Origin of the sequence: Pseudomonas sp. URMO17WK12:I9 (assembly GCF_900230165.1) — a bacterium.
Classification (GTDB): Bacteria; Pseudomonadota; Gammaproteobacteria; order Pseudomonadales; family Pseudomonadaceae; genus Aquipseudomonas; species Aquipseudomonas fulva.
The window spans coordinates 18,560-37,798 of the sequence record NZ_OCMQ01000006.1; the positions used below are offsets into that span (position 1 = coordinate 18,560).

General features: G+C 62.4%; 14 protein-coding genes and 3 tRNA genes. 5 read left to right on the forward strand and 12 right to left on the reverse strand.

The window, feature by feature from the left end:
• The first annotated feature begins 106 nt into the window (after positions 1-106).
• The 3 genes from CRP40_RS13665 (at position 107) to CRP40_RS13675 (ending at position 3,734) form a co-directional block, all read left to right on the forward strand.
• On the forward strand, positions 107-784 hold the full coding sequence (locus CRP40_RS13665) for a response regulator (RefSeq protein ID WP_023536231.1): 678 nt from the start codon (positions 107-109) through the stop codon (positions 782-784).
• The gene (locus tag CRP40_RS13670) at positions 781-2,127 is read left to right on the forward strand and encodes an ATP-binding protein (RefSeq protein ID WP_027914198.1); all 1,347 of its coding nucleotides are present in this window, start codon (positions 781-783) and stop codon (positions 2,125-2,127) included. The genes CRP40_RS13665 and CRP40_RS13670 overlap by 4 nt, the downstream gene beginning before the upstream one ends.
• Positions 2,128-2,411: 284 nt before the next feature.
• A complete protein-coding gene (locus CRP40_RS13675; protein ID WP_027914199.1) occupies positions 2,412-3,734 on the forward strand; it encodes a dicarboxylate/amino acid:cation symporter in 1,323 nt (440 codons plus the stop codon).
• Positions 3,735-3,852: 118 nt separating this feature from the next.
• Here CRP40_RS13675 and tsaA read toward each other — a convergent pair whose 3' ends face one another.
• From tsaA to rimO, 5 genes are all read right to left on the reverse strand, one after another.
• Positions 3,853-4,545, reverse strand: coding sequence for a tRNA (N6-threonylcarbamoyladenosine(37)-N6)-methyltransferase TrmO (gene tsaA, locus CRP40_RS13680; protein ID WP_027914200.1), 693 nt, complete (start codon positions 4,543-4,545; stop codon positions 3,853-3,855).
• A 6-nt stretch (positions 4,546-4,551) separates the two neighbouring features.
• A complete protein-coding gene (locus CRP40_RS13685; RefSeq protein ID WP_027914201.1) occupies positions 4,552-5,013 on the reverse strand; it encodes a DUF1456 family protein in 462 nt (153 codons plus the stop codon).
• Between the two features lie 49 nt (positions 5,014-5,062).
• Complete coding sequence (locus CRP40_RS13690) at positions 5,063-5,773, reverse strand: rRNA pseudouridine synthase (RefSeq protein WP_023536258.1); 711 nt, start codon at positions 5,771-5,773, stop codon at positions 5,063-5,065.
• Between the two features lie 75 nt (positions 5,774-5,848).
• Positions 5,849-6,304, reverse strand: a complete 456-nt coding sequence (locus CRP40_RS13695; RefSeq protein ID WP_027914202.1) for a GNAT family N-acetyltransferase — start codon at positions 6,302-6,304, stop codon at positions 5,849-5,851.
• A gap of 104 nt (positions 6,305-6,408) precedes the next feature.
• Positions 6,409-7,740: a 30S ribosomal protein S12 methylthiotransferase RimO gene (rimO, locus tag CRP40_RS13700; protein WP_023536322.1), complete on the reverse strand. Its 1,332-nt coding sequence runs from the start codon at positions 7,738-7,740 to the stop codon at positions 6,409-6,411.
• Positions 7,741-7,975: 235 nt separating this feature from the next.
• Between rimO and CRP40_RS13705 the strand changes: the two genes are divergently transcribed.
• Complete coding sequence (locus CRP40_RS13705) at positions 7,976-9,886, forward strand: potassium transporter Kup (protein ID WP_027914203.1); 1,911 nt, start codon at positions 7,976-7,978, stop codon at positions 9,884-9,886.
• Positions 9,887-10,295: 409 nt separating this feature from the next.
• Here CRP40_RS13705 and CRP40_RS13710 read toward each other — a convergent pair whose 3' ends face one another.
• The 5 genes from CRP40_RS13710 to CRP40_RS13730 all read right to left on the reverse strand — a co-directional run bounded on the left by CRP40_RS13710 (position 10,296) and on the right by CRP40_RS13730 (position 15,014).
• Positions 10,296-11,588 carry an AcvB/VirJ family lysyl-phosphatidylglycerol hydrolase gene (locus CRP40_RS13710; RefSeq protein ID WP_027914204.1) on the reverse strand — a complete coding sequence of 431 codons (1,293 nt, stop codon included), beginning with the start codon at positions 11,586-11,588 and terminating at the stop codon, positions 10,296-10,298.
• Positions 11,588-14,230, reverse strand: coding sequence for a bifunctional lysylphosphatidylglycerol flippase/synthetase MprF (mprF, locus tag CRP40_RS13715; RefSeq protein ID WP_027914205.1), 2,643 nt, complete (start codon positions 14,228-14,230; stop codon positions 11,588-11,590). Before mprF ends, CRP40_RS13710 begins: the two co-directional genes overlap by 1 nt.
• A gap of 258 nt (positions 14,231-14,488) precedes the next feature.
• A tRNA-Met gene (locus CRP40_RS13720) sits at positions 14,489-14,565 on the reverse strand.
• A 160-nt stretch (positions 14,566-14,725) separates the two neighbouring features.
• Positions 14,726-14,802: transfer RNA gene (locus CRP40_RS13725), tRNA-Met, on the reverse strand.
• A gap of 135 nt (positions 14,803-14,937) precedes the next feature.
• Positions 14,938-15,014, reverse strand: a tRNA-Met gene (locus CRP40_RS13730).
• 208 nt (positions 15,015-15,222) lie between these two features.
• Between CRP40_RS13730 and dinB the strand changes: the two genes are divergently transcribed.
• Positions 15,223-16,287 carry a DNA polymerase IV gene (dinB, locus tag CRP40_RS13735; RefSeq protein WP_027914206.1) on the forward strand — a complete coding sequence of 355 codons (1,065 nt, stop codon included), beginning with the start codon at positions 15,223-15,225 and terminating at the stop codon, positions 16,285-16,287.
• A gap of 178 nt (positions 16,288-16,465) precedes the next feature.
• On the opposite strand, the gene CRP40_RS13740 is transcribed toward dinB, so the two are convergent.
• Entirely contained in the window at positions 16,466-17,416 is a 951-nt protein-coding gene (locus CRP40_RS13740) for a hypothetical protein (protein WP_027914207.1), read from the reverse strand.
• Between the two features lie 20 nt (positions 17,417-17,436).
• A complete protein-coding gene (locus tag CRP40_RS13745; protein WP_027914208.1) occupies positions 17,437-19,152 on the reverse strand; it encodes a proline--tRNA ligase in 1,716 nt (571 codons plus the stop codon).
• Between the last annotated feature and the right edge of the window lie 87 nt (positions 19,153-19,239).

The window sequence follows — 19,239 nt, forward strand, 5'->3', positions numbered from 1 at the left end:
AGCTCCAACCAGTGCCATGCTGGGCCATCAGGCCGGTAGGCGCACGCGGTGGGGCTGGCTTGTCAGCATTGGGCACCGTACAGGCACATCCATCAAGGAGCTGCACATGAAACTGCTGGTGGTCGAGGACGAAGCCTTGCTTCGCCATCACCTCTATACCCGCCTGGGGGAAAGTGGCCACGTGGTCGAGGCGGTCGCCAATGCCGAGGAGGCGTTGTACCAGGCCGAGCAGTACCACTTCGACCTGGCGGTGGTCGACCTGGGGCTGCCGGGCATCAGTGGCCTGGAGCTGATCACGCGCCTGCGCAACCAGGCCAAGACCTTCCCCATCCTCATCCTCACGGCCCGCGGCAACTGGCAGGACAAGGTCGAAGGGCTGGCCGCTGGCGCCGACGACTACCTGGTCAAGCCGTTCCAGTTCGAAGAACTCGAGGCGCGCCTCAATGCGCTGCTGCGCCGCTCCAGCGGCTTCACCCAGTCAACCATCGCCGCCGGCCCGTTGGTCCTTGACCTCAATCGCAAGCAGGCGACGCTCGACGAGCAGCCACTGGGCCTGACCGCCTACGAATACCGCATCCTCGAGTACCTGATGCGTCATCACCAGCAGGTGGTGGCCAAGGATCGCCTGATGGAGCAACTCTACCCTGGCGATGAAGAACGTGATCCAAACGTCATCGAAGTGCTCATCGGGCGCTTGCGGCGCAAGCTCGAAGGCGAGTGCGGCTTCAAGCCCATCGATACCGTGCGCGGGCTTGGCTACCTGTTCACCGAGCGCTGCCGATGATTCGATCCCTGCGTGTGCGCCTGATGCTGGCCGCTGCCGTGCTGGCGGTGCTGTTCATGCTGGCGCTGCTGCCAGCTTTGCAGAAAGCCTTCAGCCTTGCCTTGCAGGAGTCGATCGAACAACGCTTGGCTTCGGACGTGACCACGCTGATTTCGGCGGCGCGTATCGAAAACGGGCAGTTGCAGATGCCGGCGTTGTTGCCGGACGAACGTTTCAACCTGCCCTATACCGGTCTGCTGGGGTACATCTTCGACCGCGCTGGCCAACTGGTCTGGCAGTCCCGGGCCACGGCGGCGCAGAACATCAACTATCAGCCTCGCTACGATGGCCGCGGAAACGAGTTCGCACGCATCCACCAGGCCAATGGCGAGGAGTTTTTCGTTTATGACGTCGAGATTAAGCTGCTGGGCGGCAAGAGTGCCGCCTTCAGCATCGTGGCCCTGCAGCCGGTGCGCGACTATCAGCGCACCCTCGATGGCCTGCGTGAAAAACTCTACCTGGGCTTCGGGGCTGCCTTGCTAGCACTGCTGGCGCTGCTCTGGGCCGGGTTGACCTGGGGGTTGCGCTCGCTACGCCGCCTTAGCCGCGAGCTCGACGATCTGGAATCCGGCGCGCGGGACGGCCTGAGCACACACCACCCCCGCGAACTGCTGCGCCTGACCGGTTCGCTGAACCGCCTGCTGCAAAGCGAGCGCGAGCAACGCCAGCGCTACCGGGATTCGCTGGACGACCTGGCGCACAGCCTGAAGACGCCCTTGGCCGTGTTGCAGGGGGTGGGCGAAAGCCTGCAGCAGCACAACGGTGAACGGGAGCAGGCCAGGGTCTTGCAGAGCCAGATCGAACGCATGAGCCAGCAGATCGACTATCAACTGCAACGGGCCAGCCTGCGCAAGAGCGGCCTGGTGCGTCATAGCGTGGTGCTACGCCCCTTGCTCGACAGCCTGTGTAGCACGCTGGCCAAGGTCTACCGCGATAAACACGTGGACGTGACCTTGCTGGTGCCGGGCCAGGCGCGGGTACCCATGGAGCAGGGCGCATTGCTCGAACTGCTGGGTAACCTCTTGGAAAACGCCTACCGCCTGAGCCTGGGCCAGATAAGGGTCAGCCTGTTCAGAGAAGCTGGACGGCTCACGCTCTGTATCGAAGATGACGGTCCAGGCGTGCCCGCCAACCAGCGCCAGCGCATTCTGGAGCGTGGTGAGCGGTTGGACAGTCAGCACCCGGGGCAAGGCATCGGCCTGGCTGTGGTGAAGGACATCATCGACAGCTACGATGCCGAACTGAGCCTGGATGACTCGGCGCTTGGCGGCGCCGCCTTCCGTATCACCTTCAATCTGGAATGAGCCCAGGCGGTTTTCCGCCATCTGGGCTGCTCCAATTCCGCCAGCGGGCGGAAACCCGCCACCCTTCCTCACGTTTCGCCCCGACGTTGGGCATGGAAAGCCAGCAATAGCCCTGCCTGCACCCGGTTTGGGCATTTTGGCATCACCCTTGCTATCGCTATTGGCAGAGGCCTGCGAAGGCAGCTCTACCACAACGACAAATCCCTCCAAGTGCAGGAGGGTTAGCGATTCAGGTGCTGCACCCCTGGAACAGGGTGGCGCGGCACACTTGAGGAAAAACAGCCATGACGACACGTCAGCCGCTTTACAAATCCCTGTATGTCCAGGTGTTGGTTGCCATCACCATCGGTATTCTGCTCGGCCATTACTACCCGGAAACGGGCGTTGCCCTCAAACCCTTGGGTGATGGCTTCGTCAAACTGATCAAGATGGTCATCGCACCGATCATCTTCTGCACCGTGGTCAGCGGTATCGCCGGCATGCAGAGCATGAAATCCGTCGGCAAGACGGGCGGCTATGCGTTGCTGTATTTTGAAATCGTCTCCACCATCGCGCTGATCATCGGCCTGGTGGTCGTCAACGTGGTCAAGCCCGGCGCGGGCATGCACATCGACGTCAGCACCCTCAATGCCAGCAGCGTGGCTGCCTATGCCGCCGCTGGCGCGCAGCAGACCACCGTAGGCTTCCTGCTCAACGTCATCCCCAACACCGTGGTCGGTGCCTTCGCCAACGGCGACATCCTGCAAGTACTGATGTTCTCGGTGCTGTTCGGCTTCGCCCTGCACCGCCTGGGCAGCTACGGCAAGCCGTTCCTGGACATGATCGATCGCTTCGCCCATGTCATGTTCAACATCATCAACATGATCATGAAGCTGGCCCCGATCGGTGCCTTCGGCGCCATGGCCTTCACCATCGGCCAGTACGGCGTGGGCTCGCTGGTGCAGCTGGGTTACCTGATGGCGTGCTTCTACATCACCTGCCTGCTGTTCGTGCTGGTGGTGCTTGGTGGCATCTGCCGCGCCCACGGTTTCAGCGTACTCAAGCTGATCCGCTACATCCGTGAAGAGCTGCTGATCGTGCTGGGCACGTCCTCGTCCGAGTCCGCGCTGCCACGCATGCTGGCCAAGATGGAACGCCTGGGTGCCAAGAAGTCCGTGGTAGGCCTGGTCATTCCGACCGGTTACTCGTTCAACCTGGACGGCACCTCGATCTACCTGACCATGGCTGCGGTGTTCATCGCCCAGGCTACCGACACCCCGATGGACATCACCCACCAGATCACCCTGCTGCTGGTGCTGCTGGTCGCCTCCAAAGGTGCCGCTGGCGTTACCGGTTCGGGCTTCATCGTGCTGGCGGCCACGTTGTCTGCCGTGGGCCACTTGCCGGTTGCCGGCCTGGCACTGATCCTGGGCATCGACCGCTTCATGTCCGAAGCGCGTGCCTTGACCAACCTGGTGGGCAACGCCGTTGCCACCGTGGTCGTAGCCAAGTGGGTCAACGAGATGGACAACGACAAGCTGGCGTCGGAGTTGGCTTCGGGTGGCGGTCCGCTGATCGACACCCGTCCGACCGACGACCTGGGCGTTGCCGAAGGTCCAGCACGTTGATTACAGCGTAACGGTACGAAAAAAGGCGACCCGGCGGGTCGCCTTTTTCATGGGCGGCTGTTGGTACTTGAGGCAGATGGCGACAGCACAACCCCCCAGATGCAGCGCTATTGCACCTTCAAGCCAGCACCACCTCCAGCACACGGATCACATCCGTCTGCGGATAATGCCACCTGACCTGCACATCCCAGAACTTGACCCCATACACCCGTTCGGCCACAGGCACCTGATAGGCTGGCCGTGGGTCTTGCGCCAAGCATTGCTCGATCAATGCCACCAGGGGCTCGCCCAGGCGCAACGCATGCTCGCGGGCCTGGGGCAGGGCGCTGTCGGCCCACTGCACGGTAATGGCCACTGGCGCACCGCTGGCCATGTGGTTATGGGCACCCTCGACACTGTCGGCATAGGGTACGTAGGGCTTGATGTCCAGCACCGGCGTGCCGTCGAGCAGGTCGATGCCTGACAACAGCAAGCGGCCAGGTTCAACGCCCTCCAGCCGCACCACCGACTGGCCGATGCCGTTGGGCCGGTGCGTGGCGCGAGTGGCGAACACACCCATGCTCTTGTTGCCCCCCAGGCGCGGTGGGCGCACTTTGAGCCTGGGTTTTTCTTCCAGGGCCTGGTGGAACAGAAACAGCAGCCAGACGTGGCTGACCTGTTCCAGCCCTTCGACTGCCTCGGCTTGGTCGAACGGGGGCAGTAGCTCCAGCACACCGCGTGCGGCCGGCGCCAGTTGCGGCTGGCGCGGAATGGCGAACTTCTCCTTGAAACAGGAGCGCACGATCCCCACCGGCGCCACCGTATGCTGCATGACCATTCAGCCGTGCACGCGCTGGGTCAGGCCCTTCAGGAAGTTGCGCAGCAACTGGTCGCCGCACGGGCGGTAGTTGTCATGGCCGGCCTTGCGAAACAGTGCGCTGAGCTCAGGTTTGCTGACGGGGAAATCGACCGATTTCAAGATGGCGTGCAGGTCGTCCTCTTTCAGTTCGAAAGCCACTCGCAGCTTCTTCAGGATCTGGTTGTTGGTAACCGGCAGTTCGACAGGTTGTGCCGGACGGCTTTCATCCTTGCCGCGACGGTAGATGACCAGGCCGTCGAGAAAGTGCGCCATGACCCGGTCCGGGCAGCGCACAAAGCCTTCCTCTTCTTCTTTCTTCACATAGGTCGCCAGGACGACAGGGTTCACGTCCAGGCCGGTCAAACCGATGATCTCGGCCATCTTGGCGTCATTGACTTTCAACATGTAGCGCAGGCTGCGCAGGACGTCATTGTGGTTCATTGCTGCAAAATCCTGTTCTCGTGCCGCACGTCATCGCACGGCCTCTCACTTAGAAACGTTCAGTGCCCATCAGGTAGCGCCATTGGCCCAGCGCCAGCTTGCCCATCGAAACACCGCCCAGGCGTATGCGGCGCATGCCCAGCAACTCCAGGCGCAGGTAGGCGCACAGTTCGGAAATCTGGCCGGGTTGCGGGTTTTTCAGCACCAGGCGCAAATGGGTTTCGTTCTGCCAGCTGGCCTTGGCCTTGGGCAATTCGCGGTCATTGCGGGTCACACCGCGTGCCAGGCGCTCGAGCATCTGGGCACTGGCTTCACCGCGCACCTGGACGACGAACTCCTGTTCAAGCTTGCGCAGGTCGGCGTTGATCTTGCGGGTTACCCGCCAGTCCTGGGTAAACACCTGCAAGCCGCTGGCACCCGGTTCCAACGGTGCTACACAGGCCTGGCGGGTGAAATGCCCGTGCAAGGGGCGCACGCCTTCGCGATGGGCCTCGCTGAGGCTGGTCATGTTCAGGCCAAGCCGGGCAGTTTCGTTGTCCATGCCCGCGCCTTGGTGGAGCAGCAGCGTGACCGGCTCCAGGCTCTCGGCGCGCGCGCCGGGCAGCAGCTCGACGTGCTGCTGCTCGACCTTGAACTGCGGTTGCTCGACCACCACGCCGTCGACCGTCACCCAGCCTCCTTCGATATACAACTCAGCCTCGCGGCGGGAACAGCCAAGCTGCTCGACAAGGCGTTTGGACAGACGGACGGGTTCGGACATGACGACGATTCGCAAAGGCAAAGAAAGGCTGCATTGTACCCTTCCCGCCGGGCGAGGGGCGGGAATCTGTGTCAATCAGGCCGCGCTGTGCCTGCGCATGTGCAGCAAGGGATACGGTTGGCCCAGACCGTCCTTGGGCGAACGGCCCACGATCTCAAAGCCCTGGTGCAGATAAAAGCCCAGCGCCTGGGTGTTCTGCTCGTTGACGTCGAGGGTCAGGGCGTCCAACGCCTGCACCGCATGCTGCAGCAATTGTTTGCCGATACCTCGGCCATGCCACTGCGGGTCCACGAACAACATGTCGATGCGCCCGCCTGCCACGCCGACGAAACCCTGGATGCTGCGATCAGGCCCACGGGCACAGACCAGCATCACCGCGTCCAGATACCGCCGCAGCACCTTGTCGCGCAGCAGCACGATGTAGGGTTCGGGCATAAAGGCGTGCGTCGCACGTACCGCGTCTTCCCATACGCTGACCAGCCTGGGGTAGTCGCTCAGGTGAGGCGTTTCCAGGGTCGAGAAGGTGCGCATCGGGTCCTTGCTCCAGTGGCCGTCAAAACAAGGATAGATGCTGGAGGAGGGCGCGACCCGGGGCGGGCCGCGCCACTGCGACAGGAGGCAGGCAGGGCGCCCTGTCAGATGGGCTCTGCCCACATATCGTATTCGTCGGCGTCCACCACGCGGCAACGTACCTTGTCGCCAGGCTTGAAGCCGTGGTTGCCATCGATGAAGACACTGCCGTCGATTTCTGGCGCGTCGAAGAAACTGCGGCCCACCGAGCCTTGCTCTTCGACCTCGTCGATGAGCACGTCGATTTCCTTGCCGATGCGCATCTGCAGGCGGGCGGCGCTGATGGCCTGCTGGTGCGCCATGAAGCGGTCCCAGCGATCCTGTTTGACGTCGTCCGGGACGTCGGCCAAGCCCAGGTCGTTGGCCGGGGCACCTTCGACAGGCGAGTACTGGAAGCAGCCCACGCGGTCGAGTTGGGCCTCGGTCAGCCAGTCCAGCAGGTACTGGAAGTCTTCCTCGGTTTCGCCTGGGAAGCCGACGATGAAGGTCGAACGAATGACCAGCTCCGGGCACTGCTCGCGCCACTGCTTGATGCGGGCCAGGGTCCGGTCTTCGAAGGCCGGGCGCTTCATCGACTTGAGCACCTTGGGGCTGGCGTGCTGGAACGGAATGTCCAGGTACGGCAGGATCTTGCCGGCAGCCATCAATGGGATCACATCGTCGACATTGGGGTACGGATACACATAGTGCAGGCGCACCCACGCACCCAGGCTGCTCAGGGCCTCACACAACTCGAGCATGCGGGTCTTGACCGGGCGGCCGTTCCAGAAGTCGGTCTTGTATTTGACGTCTACGCCGTAGGCGCTGGTGTCCTGGGAAATCACCAGGATTTCCTTGACCCCGGCCTTGACCAGGCGCTCGGCCTCGCTCAGCACGTCGCCCACTGGGCGGCTGACCAGCTTGCCACGCATCGACGGAATGATGCAGAAGCTGCAGCTGTGGTTGCAGCCTTCGGAAATCTTCAGGTAGGCATAGTGGCGCGGCGTCAGCTTGACCCCTTGCGGCGGCACCAGGTCGATCAGCGGGTTGTGGTCCTGACGCGGCGGCACCACTTCGTGCACGGCGTTGACCACCTGCTCGTACTGCTGCGGGCCGGTCACCGAAAGCACGCTTGGGTGCACATCGCGAATGCTGCCTTCCTCGACACCCATGCAGCCGGTGACGATCACCTTGCCGTTTTCCTTGATGGCTTCACCGATCACTTCAAGCGATTCGGCCTTGGCGCTGTCAATGAAACCGCAGGTGTTGACCACCACCACGTCGGCATCCTCGTACGTTGGCACGACTTCATAGCCTTCCATGCGCAACTGGGTGAGGATGCGCTCGGAATCGACCAGGGCTTTGGGACAACCCAGGCTGACGAAACCGACCTTGGGGGTGGCGGGCGTGGTGGACATGACTAACCTCGGCGTTGAATACAGGTCGCCCAGCGTTGATCGGGGGCGACCTTGACGGGCGCTTTTGGCGCCTCTGATCAAAAAGTGCGCAATTCTAGCGAGCGATGGATCGATTGACCAGCAGAAATACGACGAACGCTGCGCTATGCTTCGCGCCGTTACGCCAGGCCCGGATGGGCGAACTGGCATGCACGCTGACAACAGTGGCCCTGAGGGCCTTTTGCGGGAGTGGTCGATGGTTCAGGCAAGCAGTCACGCCGAGGGCGGGCACGCAGCGAAGCAGGGGGCGACCCGGTCGCTGGGCCTGCTGGTGGCGGCGGTCGGGGTGGTTTATGGCGATATCGGCACCAGCCCGCTGTATACCCTGAAGGAAGTGTTCACGGGCGGTTATGGGGTGCAGGTTAACCACGACGGTGTGCTGGGAATCCTGTCGTTGATCCTCTGGTCGCTGCTGTGGGTGGTGTCATTCAAGTACGTGGTGTTCATCCTGCGTGCCGACAACCAGGGGGAGGGCGGCACCATGGCCCTGACCGCGCTGGCGCGGCGTGCCACGGCTGCGTATCCGCGCCTGCGCACCCTGATGGTGATCTGCGGTTTGATCGGCGCCTCGCTGTTCTATGGCGACAGCATGATCACCCCGGCAGTCTCGGTGCTTTCGGCCGTCGAGGGCCTGGGCCTGGCCTTCGATGGCATCGACCATTGGGTGGTGCCGGTGTCGCTGGTGGTGTTGGTGGCTCTGTTTCTGGTGCAGCGCCACGGCACCGAGAAAATCGGCAAGCTGTTCGGCCCGGTCATGGTCCTATGGTTCGTGGTGCTGGCCGCGCTGGGGGTCCATGGCATCGCACAGACGCCCGAAGTGCTCCGCGCCTTCAACCCCGGTTGGGCGGTCAACTTCTTCATCGTCCATCCTGGCATGGGCGTGGCCATCCTCGGCGCGGTGGTGCTGGCGCTGACCGGTGCCGAGGCGCTCTATGCCGACATGGGGCACTTTGGCCGCAAGCCGATCGCACGGGCCTGGTTCGCCCTGGTGCTGCCGGCACTGGTGCTCAACTACTTTGGCCAGGGCGCCATGCTGCTGCAAAACCCCGAGGCTGCGCGCAACCCGTTCTACCTGCTGGCGCCCAGCTGGGCCTTGCTGCCGCTGGTCGGCCTTGCCACCCTGGCCACCGTGATTGCGTCGCAAGCGGTAATATCCGGCGCCTTCTCGCTCACCCGACAGGCCATCCAGTTGGGCTACATCCCGCGCATGCACATCCAGCACACCTCCAGTGACGAGCAAGGGCAAATCTACGTGGCGGCAGTCAACTGGACGTTGATGGTGGGCGTGGTGCTGCTGGTGATCGGCTTCGAGTCCTCGGGCGCTTTGGCCGCAGCCTATGGCGTGGCCGTCACCGGCACTATGTTGATGACGACCATTCTGGTGGCGGCAGTGATGTTGTTGCTGTGGAAGTGGCCGCCGATCCTGGCCGTGCCCCTCTTGCTGGGCTTTCTGTTCGTTGACGGGCTGTTTTTTGCCGCCAACGTTCCGAAGATCGTCCAGGGCGGGGCCTTCCCTGTGCTGGCAGGCGGTGTGTTGTTCCTGCTGATGAGCACCTGGAAACGTGGCAAGCAAATTCTCGTCGAACGTATAGACGAAGGGGCGCTGCCACTGCCGCTGTTCATCAGCAGTATCCGCATCCAGCCGCCGCACCGGGTGGAGGGCACGGCCGTGTTTCTCACCGCCCGCTCGGACGCCGTTCCCCATGCGTTGCTGCACAACATGCTGCACAACCAGGTGCTGCACAGCCAGGTCGTGTTGCTGACGGTGCTCAGCGAAGATCGACCTCGCGTGCCAGAGCAGGAGCGATTCGAGGTCGAGGCCTATGGTGATGGCTTCTTCAGGGTGGTCCTGCATTTCGGCTTCATGGATGAGCCGGACGTGCCGGCGGCGCTCAAACTCTGCCACCTGGACGAGCTGGACTTCACGCCCATGCGCACCACCTATTTCCTGAGCCGCGAAACCGTGATCGCGTCCAGGCTCGAAGGCATGTCGCGCTGGCGAGGCAACCTGTTCGCGTTCTTGCTGAAGAATGCCAACGGCAATTTGAGGTTCTTCAACCTGCCGCTCAATCGGGTAATCGAGTTGGGTACTCAGGTCGAGATCTGAAAAGGGCAGGGGAGGCGCTGAGGGCATTCCCCTGGGGCCTAGTGATGTTTGCGGCGATGCGCAGATACTGGGGCTGGTGCGCAGCCCATCGCGGCCGGTCCGGCGCCCCGGCGAGGCCGCTCTGAAACTGACCGCGTAACGCCTGAGTCAGTAGCTTCACAGGGCTTTGTAGGAGCAACTGTCTGGCACGGCCCCTGACAGCTAGCAGATTTCCGGGTAGGAGCGGCCCTTGTGCCGCGATGGGCCGCAGCGCGGCCCCCGCAATATGCGCTGCGAAGCTGAAATCTAAGGGCTGCTGCGCAGCTTATCGCGGCATGAGGTCATGCAGAGGGGCAGGGTAACCCCTGATTCGCGCTATCAGAGCCATCCGCTCGACCTGACCCCAGTGCCTGCTGTCCTTACCCAACCCTCAATTCTGCTCGGCCACACTCGACTTGCCCTGACGGGTCTCGATCTCATCGATCAGCCGCTTGGCCAGGGCAGGGTAGTTTTCATCGAAGTGGTGCCCGCCCGGCAGTTTCAGACGCTCGCCCACGGCGGTCTTGTCGGTGCAACCGCTTTCGTCGCTTTCTTCCACCCCGTATACGCACACCACTTTCGCAGGCGGCAGCTTGGCCATCTCAGGTCCAGTGGGCGCCTCTTGACCTTCCTTGCCCAGCCAGCCTTCGACTTCGATCTCGAAGCTGCCGCTGCGGGCAAAGGCCAGCAGCATGACAGCGTCCACCCGTTGCTGGTCTTCAGCCGGCAGGCGGTTGTAGATGGCAGGCAGTACGTCAGCACCGAACGAGTACCCCGTCAGGACGAAACGCTTGGTCCCCCACTTCTGCCGATAGTGGTGCATCAGTTCGGACAGGTCGGCAGCACTTTGCTCCGGTGTCTTGTGTTGCCAGTAGTAGCGCAGGGTATCGATGCCCACCACCGGATAGCCCAGCTTGGCCATCTCCCCGGCCACATCGCGGTCCAGGTCGCGCCAGCCGCCGTCGCCGGACAAGAACAGCGTGACGGTATCGGTGGTTTGACCGGCAGGGACCTCGACCACGGGAATCGCCAGTGCGTTGCCATCCTGGCCCACCAAGGCCTGGGTCAGCTGTGCCTTGAGCACTTGCGGCAGGTGGATGTCATAGTCGCTGATGCTGGTTTCGGCATTGTTCTGGTCACGCACGAAGGCCGCACTGGCATCGTCCGGATTATCGTTCCACGCCACGCTCCAGTGGCCGTGGGGCGCGGTCTTTGGCAGCGGTACCTGACACCCTGGCTGCTCGACCGTAAAGCCCACGGAAATTGCCCGGGCCTTGTCGTCGTTCTGGCTGGCCAGCCAGCGCCAGGCTTGGGTGGCACCCGGGCCAATGCCGGCGACCAGGGTGGGTTTGCTCGGCAACTGCGCCAAGGCCGTGTCCATGGCTTGCTGCTGCTTGGCGCAATCACCGGCAGGCAGCACCACTTGCACCAATTGCGCTTCGGCCGCCTGGCCAAGGTCCAGCAACTGCTTGTGGGTCAGGGCCTGGTCCTGTGGCACGCCGATCGCCACCCAGGCGGTGGGGTGCACGCCTGGGGTAACGCGGGTGATGCTGGCATCGTTGATTTGAAGTTGCTCAAGCTGTGCCTCAGGCGCCGGCCGCGTCCAGAACCAGAACGCCGTGGCGCCGGCCAGGGCGGCCAGCAGCAGGGTGATCAACGGGTAAAGCCAAAAGCGTCGGGTCATCAGCGTTTCACCAATCCAGTCAAGCCGCCGGCAATCAGGGCGGCAGTGTCGGCCAGTGCCACCAGCGGGTCGAGCCCGGCAGGCACGGCCATGTAGCGAGGTTCCCAGTCAGGCTGGAACTTGTCCTTGAACCGGCGCAGCCCCTGGAAGTTGTAGAGTTGCTCGCCACGGCGGAACACCATCGAGCCCAGACGCTGGGTCAAGGGCGCACCGCGCCGTGGTTGCAGCCCCGACAGCGGCACCATGCCCAGGCTGAACCGGCCGTAGTCATGGCTTTTGTAATGCAGGATCAAGCCAATCATCATGAACTCCATGGTCAGCTTGGGGGCCTCCGGGTGTGCACGCATCAGGTCGAGGCTAGCCAGCTCGTTGCTGTGGGTCTCGAGCAGGTTGGCAAAGGCCACGGGGCGGCCTTGGAAGCGAATCAGGGCGATACGGAAGTGCTGCAGGTAATCCGGGCTGAAACGGCCCAGCGAAAAGCCCTTTTCGCGAACGTTCTTGCCACTGAGCCATGCATCGGAAATTTCCTTGAGCTCAGCCAGCGGCGCATGGCCTGGCTCATGGATTTCCAGGCTCAGCCCGTCACGGCCGCCTCGGTTCCACGTGTAGCGCAGGTCCTTCATTTCCTTGCCTTTGGCATCGAGGTCGAAGCGGCGCAGGTCGACACGGGCTTCCTCGCCCAGCTTCAGGGCAGTCAGGCCGATGTCCATGTAGAACGGCAGGTTCTCCGCGCGCACCTGGTAAAACACTGGTCGAGCATGGTGCAGGTCGCACAGGTCGCGGAACTGCCAGATCATCTCGGCACGCTCCTGGGCCGGCCCGATCGGATCGTACAGCGCAACCAGACTACGACCACGGCGGGCATACATCAGAAACGCGTTGTCCCGGGGATGGAACAGCAGCGCCTTGTCGCCGGTCAGGGCCAGGCCGCCATCAGGCTGGTCGGAGGCCTGCAGAATACGGTGAGCCCGTTGCAGTTCGGCTTCATCGGGCAGGTGGATCACCGGCGGTGCGGTGCGCAGCAACCAGGTTAGCGCCAGCGCTGCCAGCAGCAAGGCACTGCCCATCGCCGCACGCAGGCCACGGGGGGCATCGGCGTCCAGGGTGAACTGCCACCACAGTTGATGGCTGTAGGGCACATCCTGGTAGGCGAACAACAGCAGCCACACCGAGGCGCCCACCGCGCAGGCACTGGCCACCAGATACACCGGCGAGAACGGCAGTTCCATCAAGCGGCTGGGCCGATAGAACGAGCGGCGGAACAAAGCCAGGAGCGCGGCCGTGAACGTCAGCAGGCAGGCCTCTTCCCAGTCGAAGCCCTTGAGCAGCGAAAGCAATGCCCCCACCAGCAGCAGCACCGTGGTCAGCAGCCACGCGGCCGACAGGCGCCGGCGCAGGCCTTGGGCCAGCAACAGGCACAGCACGCCGATCAGGCTGGCGCCGAAGTGGGAGGCATCGATCAGCCGATGGGGGATCAGAAAGCCCATGTGCTCAAGGCGGGTATCGATCTCGGGCGTGGCGCCGGAAAACAGCAATACCACCCCCGAGAGGAAGACCATGATGGCCAGGATAGGCGCTGCCAGCCCAGAGGCAGCCTTCATGGCCTGCCGCGCGAACAGCAGACGCCGGGCTTCGTTGGCCAATAGCAGGACGCAGGCCAGCAGAAGGGGCAGCACCACATAGATGATGCGGTACAACAGCAATGCGGCTGCCAGCGGCGCAGCGCCCAATTGGTTGGCGAACGCGGCCAGCAGGATGGCCTCGAACACCCCAACACCACCGGGCACATGGCTGAGCACACCCGCGGCCAGCGCCAGTAGGTAGACCAGTACGAAGGCGCCGAAGGGGGGCGCTTCGGGCAGCAGCAGGTAGAGCACGGTGGCCGCGGCGGCCACGTCCAGGGCCGTGATCAGCAGTTGCAGGCCAGTCAGCCGTGCGCCGGGCAGTCGCAGCGTGCGCCGGCCCAGTTGCACCAACAGGTTGTCAGGCACTGGCTGCTCGGCCAACCGCTTGCGATACAGGCCAACTGCCAATAAGGCGCAGGCGGCCAGGACGGCAACCGCAACGCCAGCCAGCAAGCCCTGCGGCAACCGCAGGGCAGTCGAGGCGGCAGGCAGATTGCTCAGGGTGGCCAATGCCGCAAGCGGTGGCAAAGCACAACCGAGTGAAAGGCTGGCGAAGACCGTCATGCGTGCGACTTCGCCCGCGCCCACGCCTTGGCGTGCATACAGCCGGTAGCGCACCGAACCGCCGGATAGCATGGACAGGCCGATGGCATTGCCGATGGCAAAGGCGCTGAAACCACCCAGTACCAACGTTCGCGCAGGCAGCTTGACCCCAGCGTAGCGGCTGGCCGACCACTCGTAGCCCAGCAGGATCACGAAACCGATCACGGTCGCCAGCAGCGCGCCAAGCAGTGACTGCACTGGCACTTCGAGCATGGCATCGTGCAAGGCATAGATGTCCAGCTCGCTCAGCAGGTGGCGGCAGGCGATCAAGGCCATGGTGAACAGCACCAGCGTCACCGCCAGCCCAATCGGCTGACGATAGCGGCTTATCCGTTCAAGCAAAGGCAGGCGCTGCACGGCTCCGGGCAGCGCTGTGGCCAGCGGCACCGAAGGTTCAGGGTTCTGAGCGGTCATGGATTACCTCGGGCGTCAGGCACGAGGTGAAGAAGAGGCGCGGCCAAGTGAAAGTCCCTTTGGAAAACGTATCCAATATTACTCCGGCCATGGGCGCTTAACAGCCCGGCAGGGGTTAAAGATAGTTCATCCACGCAAGGGTAGCGCCCGCCGCTAATCGGGTATGCGCCAAGGCATGCAAGCGTCGCTTGCAAGTAAGGGGGTAGAAACGAAAAACCCCGCGCGTATCGCTACGCACGGGGTTTGTTCTGACGAATATGGTTGCGGGAGCCGGATTTGAACCGACGACCTTCGGGTTATGAGCCCGACGAGCTACCAGACTGCTCCATCCCGCGTCAGAGGTGCGCATTCTACAGCGAAGCGCATTGGTGTCAAGCGTTTAATGAAGCGCGAGGCCAACGCTTGAACAGAGCAGGGCGCATCCATGCTTACCCTGTTGCCGTTTGACAGGCAAAGAAAAAGGCCACTGCGTTAACAGTGGCCTTTTCTTGAACTTGGTTGCGGGAGCCGGATTTGAACCGACGACCTTCGGGTTATGAGCCCGACGAGCTACCAGACTGCTCCATCCCGCGTCTGTGGGGCGGATTCTACAGCTTCAGCCGGTGGTGTCAAGTGCTACTCATTGATTTAGCGAGGTTTTTTACGAATTGCTTTTCGCGCGCGCAAAGAAAAAGGCCACTGCGTGAACAGTGGCCTTTTCTCGAATCTGGTTGCGGGAGCCGGATTTGAACCGACGACCTTCGGGTTATGAGCCCGACGAGCTACCAGGCTGCTCCATCCCGCGCCTGTGAAATCGAATTCTACGGATTTATCATGCAGTGTCAAGCAAATAGTGTGAAAAGCCCTTTTTGTTCAATCCTTTAGGTGTGTAAAGCGCGGGCTTGGGTAGCGCTCATGCAGTGAATGCCGGCGCTGCCCAACCATGCCCATGCTGTTTGAACCTGAAACCATGCGCTATTATCTGTATGAATTTACAGTGCTTATGGTCATACATGTCCCTGCGCAAGATCATCCACGTCGACTGCGACTGCTTTTATGCCGCCATCGAAATGCGCGACGACCCTCGTCTTGCAGGTCGTCCCATGGCAGTGGGCGGGTCGGCCGAAAGGCGTGGGGTCATCGCCACGTGCAACTATGAAGCGCGTGCCTACGGGGTGCGTTCTGCAATGTCGTCCCGTCACGCCCTCAAGTTGTGCCCGGACCTGCTGATCGTCAAACCTCGCTTCGAGGCTTACCGTGAGGCTTCTCGAGAGATACATGCCATCTTTCGTGACTACACCGACCTGATCGAGCCGCTGTCGTTGGACGAGGCCTACCTGGATGTCAGCGAAAGCCAATGGTATGCCGGCAGCGCTACACGCATCGCCGAAGACATCCGTCGGCGCGTGGCCCGTACCCTGCACATCACCGTCTCGGCCGGGGTGGCGCCCAACAAGTTTCTGGCCAAGATCGCCAGCGACTGGCGCAAGCCCAATGGCCTGTTCGTGATCAAGCCTGATGAAATAGAAGCGTTCGTGGCGGCGCTGCCGGTCACCCGTCTGCACGGTGTGGGCAAGGTCACTGCAGACAAGCTGACCCGCCTGGGGATCGAGACCTGCTCGCAGTTGCGCGACTGGTCTCGCCTGGCGCTGGTGCGTGAGTTCGGCACCTTTGGCGAGCGGTTGTGGGGGCTGGCGCGTGGCATCGATGATCGCGTGGTTCAAAACGACAGTCGACGGCAGTCGGTCAGCGTGGAGAATACCTACGACACCGACCTGCCGGACCTGCCCAGTTGCCTGGCACGGTTGCCGGAGTTGCTGCAGAGCCTGAACGAGCGCATTGAGCGAATGGACAGCACCTACCGGCCGGAAAAGCCTTTCGTCAAGGTCAAGTTCCATGACTTCACCCAGACCACCCTTGAGCAGGCAGGCGCCGGCAGGGACTTGGACAGTTACCGGCAGCTGGTGACGCAGGCGTTCGCGCGCGGTGGTAAACCTGTGCGATTGCTCGGTGTAGGGGTGAGATTACGGGACTTGCGCAGCGCGCATGAACAGCTGGAGCTTTTCCCGCCGGCATAGCGTGCAGTTGAAGGAAGGTGTTGAGAGACGCGAAAGTGCCGCTGTCATGGCGTACTTCAGGTTTATCGCCGACATGTAGGCTTCCATTATGGGGCCAGGCAGCGCGTAAGGCCTTTTAAAAGCAGTTGCCGGCGTTGACCCCACCACGGGTTCAACGCAGGTCAACCACAGGCGGCCATCAATGCCCGGGGTCGGCAACCAGTCGGCCAGTGGCTTTGGTCAAGGACTGCAAGAACTCCTGTTGCAACTCAGGATCGTTGCGCGTCAGCTCGATCAGGCTCTGCTCCAACTCACTGGCTTCCTCTTCAAGGCCCAGCTCGGACAGCCGCTTGACCCGGTGCACCCACTGGCTCACCTCATCATCTTCGAGGTCGTCGAAAATCAGCTCGTGAGCTTCACGCAGCTTGTTGCGCAGCGTGGCGCTGATCAACAAACTGGCATCACCGCGCACGGCATTGTCCTCATCGACCACTTGCAGGTGCAAGGTGCCGACGTGGTTGAGGTTCTGCTCCGAGAAGGGGCTGTCGAGCAGGTTCAGGCGCAGAATGCCCGCGCGGTCAGTGGTCAGCTCATAGGTGTTCTTGCCGGCCTTGACCTCCACCAGGCGCTCGCTCCACGGCATGCTCGTGGCCTCTTCGCGCTTGGCTTTCTGCACTTCGCTGATGCCTGCGAGGTTCTGCTGGGCGCGGCCATTGGAGGGCACGTTCATGAACGGATTAAGGCCGTCCACGCCATAACTGAGCCAATCGTGGGTAATGCTCTGGGGCAGGTTGCCCAGGGCGAAGACGTTGACCACGTTGGCACCCACGCCCGCCACCACCGCCACGGCGCCCAGCGGAATCTCGTAGATTTCCCGCCAGGGTTGGTAAGGGGTGTAGCGGTCGTAATGGCGCGTCACCTCGAACTCGGTGACCTCGAAACGCTTCTGCTCATGCACGCGTACACGTCGTTGCGGCAGCTCCATCACCTTCGGCTCGCCAACGTCGATCTGCAGGGTGTGTTCGAGCAGTTTGCGCTCGACGCGCTCCTCGTGGTCGCTGCGCTGGGGCATCTGGTTGGCGCAGCCGCTGACGAGCAGGACGCCGCACAGTGCGGCGCCCTTGAGCTTATAGGTACTTCGCTTGGACATGATCACTCGTGCATTGATTATCAGCGGCGAACGCGGGCCTGCAGGAAGGTCAGCACTTCTTCGAGTGGCAACACCTGGGCATCCTGCTCGGTACGGTGTTTGTATTCCAGGTTGCCATCGGCCAGGCTGCGATCGCTGACGACGATACGGTGCGGAATGCCGATCAGCTCCATGTCGGCAAATTTGATGCCGGGGCTGGTCTTCTTGTCGCGGTCGTCGAGCAGCACTTCGTAACCTGCCGCAGTCAGCTCGGCATACAGCTTGTCGGTGGCTTCGCGAACCACTTCGGTTTCATAGCGCAGGGGTACCAGGGCAATCTGGAAGGGCGCCAGGGCGTCGTTCCAGATAATGCCTTTCTCATCGTGGTTCTGCTCGATGGCAGCGGCCACCACGCGGGACACGCCGATGCCATAGCAGCCCATGGACAGCATGACCGGCTTGCCATTTTCGCCCAGGACCTGGCACTTGAGTGCCTCGCTGTACTTGGTACCCAGCTGGAAGATGTGACCCACTTCGATGCCACGCTTGATCACCAGGGTGCCCTGGCCATCCGGGCTTGGGTCGCCCTCGACCACATTGCGCAGGTCGGCCACCTGTGGCACTGGCAAGTCACGCTCCCAGTTCACGCCGAAATAGTGCTTGTCGTCGATGTTGGCACCGATACCGAAGTCGCTCATCAAGGCGACCGAACGATCGATCACGCATTCGAGCGGCAGGTTCAGCGGGCCCAGCGAGCCTGCGCCAGCACCAATGGCCTCGCGCAGTTCGGCATCGGTGGCCATGACCAGGGGGTCGGCCACTTGTTCCAGCTTCGCGGCCTTGATTTCGTTGAGCTCGTGATCGCCGCGCACGATCAGGGCGACCAGCTTGCCTTCCTCGGCGCCGCGTACGATCAGGGTCTTGACGGTCTTTTCGATTGGCAGACCGAAGTTTTCGACCAGTTGGGCGATGGTCTTGGCATCGGGCGTGTCGACCAGGCGCAGTTCTTCGGTAGGGGCAGGGCGCACGGTTTCGCGCGGCACGGCCTCGGCCTTTTCGATGTTGGCGGCGTAGTCGGAGCTGTCGCTGAAGATCACATCGTCTTCACCGGACTGGGCAAGGACGTGGAATTCATGGGAATAGCTACCACCAATGGAACCGGTGTCGGCCTGCACTGGGCGGAAATCCAGCCCCAGACGGGTGAACACATTGGTGTACGCCTGGTGCATGCGGTCGTAGGTTTCCTGGAGGGAAGCCTGGTCGGCATGGAAGGAGTAGGCGTCCTTCATGATGAACTCGCGGCCACGCATCAGGCCGAAGCGCGGACGGATTTCATCGCGGAATTTGGTCTGGATCTGGTACATGTTCAAAGGCAGCTGCTTGTAGCTCGACAGCTCGTTGCGTGCCAGGTCGGTGATGACCTCTTCGTGGGTCGGACCCACGCAGAAATCGCGCTGATGCCGGTCCTTGACCCGCAGCAGCTCGGGGCCGTACTGCTCCCAGCGGCCGGACTCCTGCCACAGTTCGGCAGGCTGGATGCTGGGCATGAGCACTTCAAGAGCGCCGGCGGCGTTCATTTCCTCGCGCACCACGTTCTCGACCTTGCGCATTACCCGCAGGCCCATTGGCAGCCAGGTGTACAGGCCGGAAGCCAGTTTGCGGATCATGCCGGCACGCAGCATGAGCTGATGGCTGATGACCACTGCGTCGGCAGGGGTTTCTTTTTGGGTGGCGAGCAAATATTGACTGGTGCGCATGGTTAGCCGTGTCGATTGCCTAAGACGTTGAAATAGCCCCGCATTGTACGGGGGTGAAGCCAAGGCGTACAGGATGCCCCAGGGCGT

Excerpts from the sequence above, each read along its gene's own strand:
- CRP40_RS13685 (WP_027914201.1), bottom strand. The coding sequence starts at position 5,013 with ATGAACCACAATGACGTCCTGCGCAGCCTGCGCTACATGTTGAAAGTC.
- tsaA (WP_027914200.1), bottom strand. The coding sequence starts at position 4,545 with ATGCAGCATACGGTGGCGCCGGTGGGGATCGTGCGCTCCTGTTTCAAG.
- CRP40_RS13670 (WP_027914198.1), top strand. The coding sequence starts at position 781 with ATGATTCGATCCCTGCGTGTGCGCCTGATGCTGGCCGCTGCCGTGCTG.
- CRP40_RS13745 (WP_027914208.1), bottom strand. The coding sequence starts at position 19,152 with ATGCGCACCAGTCAATATTTGCTCGCCACCCAAAAAGAAACCCCTGCC.
- CRP40_RS13705 (WP_027914203.1), top strand. The coding sequence starts at position 7,976 with ATGGTTCAGGCAAGCAGTCACGCCGAGGGCGGGCACGCAGCGAAGCAG.
- dinB (WP_027914206.1), top strand. The coding sequence starts at position 15,223 with ATGTCCCTGCGCAAGATCATCCACGTCGACTGCGACTGCTTTTATGCC.
- CRP40_RS13695 (WP_027914202.1), bottom strand. The coding sequence starts at position 6,304 with ATGCGCACCTTCTCGACCCTGGAAACGCCTCACCTGAGCGACTACCCC.
- CRP40_RS13690 (WP_023536258.1), bottom strand. The coding sequence starts at position 5,773 with ATGTCCGAACCCGTCCGTCTGTCCAAACGCCTTGTCGAGCAGCTTGGC.
- CRP40_RS13740 (WP_027914207.1), bottom strand. The coding sequence starts at position 17,416 with ATGTCCAAGCGAAGTACCTATAAGCTCAAGGGCGCCGCACTGTGCGGC.
- CRP40_RS13710 (WP_027914204.1), bottom strand. The coding sequence starts at position 11,588 with ATGACCCGACGCTTTTGGCTTTACCCGTTGATCACCCTGCTGCTGGCC.
- CRP40_RS13675 (WP_027914199.1), top strand. The coding sequence starts at position 2,412 with ATGACGACACGTCAGCCGCTTTACAAATCCCTGTATGTCCAGGTGTTG.
- mprF (WP_027914205.1), bottom strand. The coding sequence starts at position 14,230 with ATGACCGCTCAGAACCCTGAACCTTCGGTGCCGCTGGCCACAGCGCTG.
- CRP40_RS13665 (WP_023536231.1), top strand. The coding sequence starts at position 107 with ATGAAACTGCTGGTGGTCGAGGACGAAGCCTTGCTTCGCCATCACCTC.
- rimO (WP_023536322.1), bottom strand. The coding sequence starts at position 7,740 with ATGTCCACCACGCCCGCCACCCCCAAGGTCGGTTTCGTCAGCCTGGGT.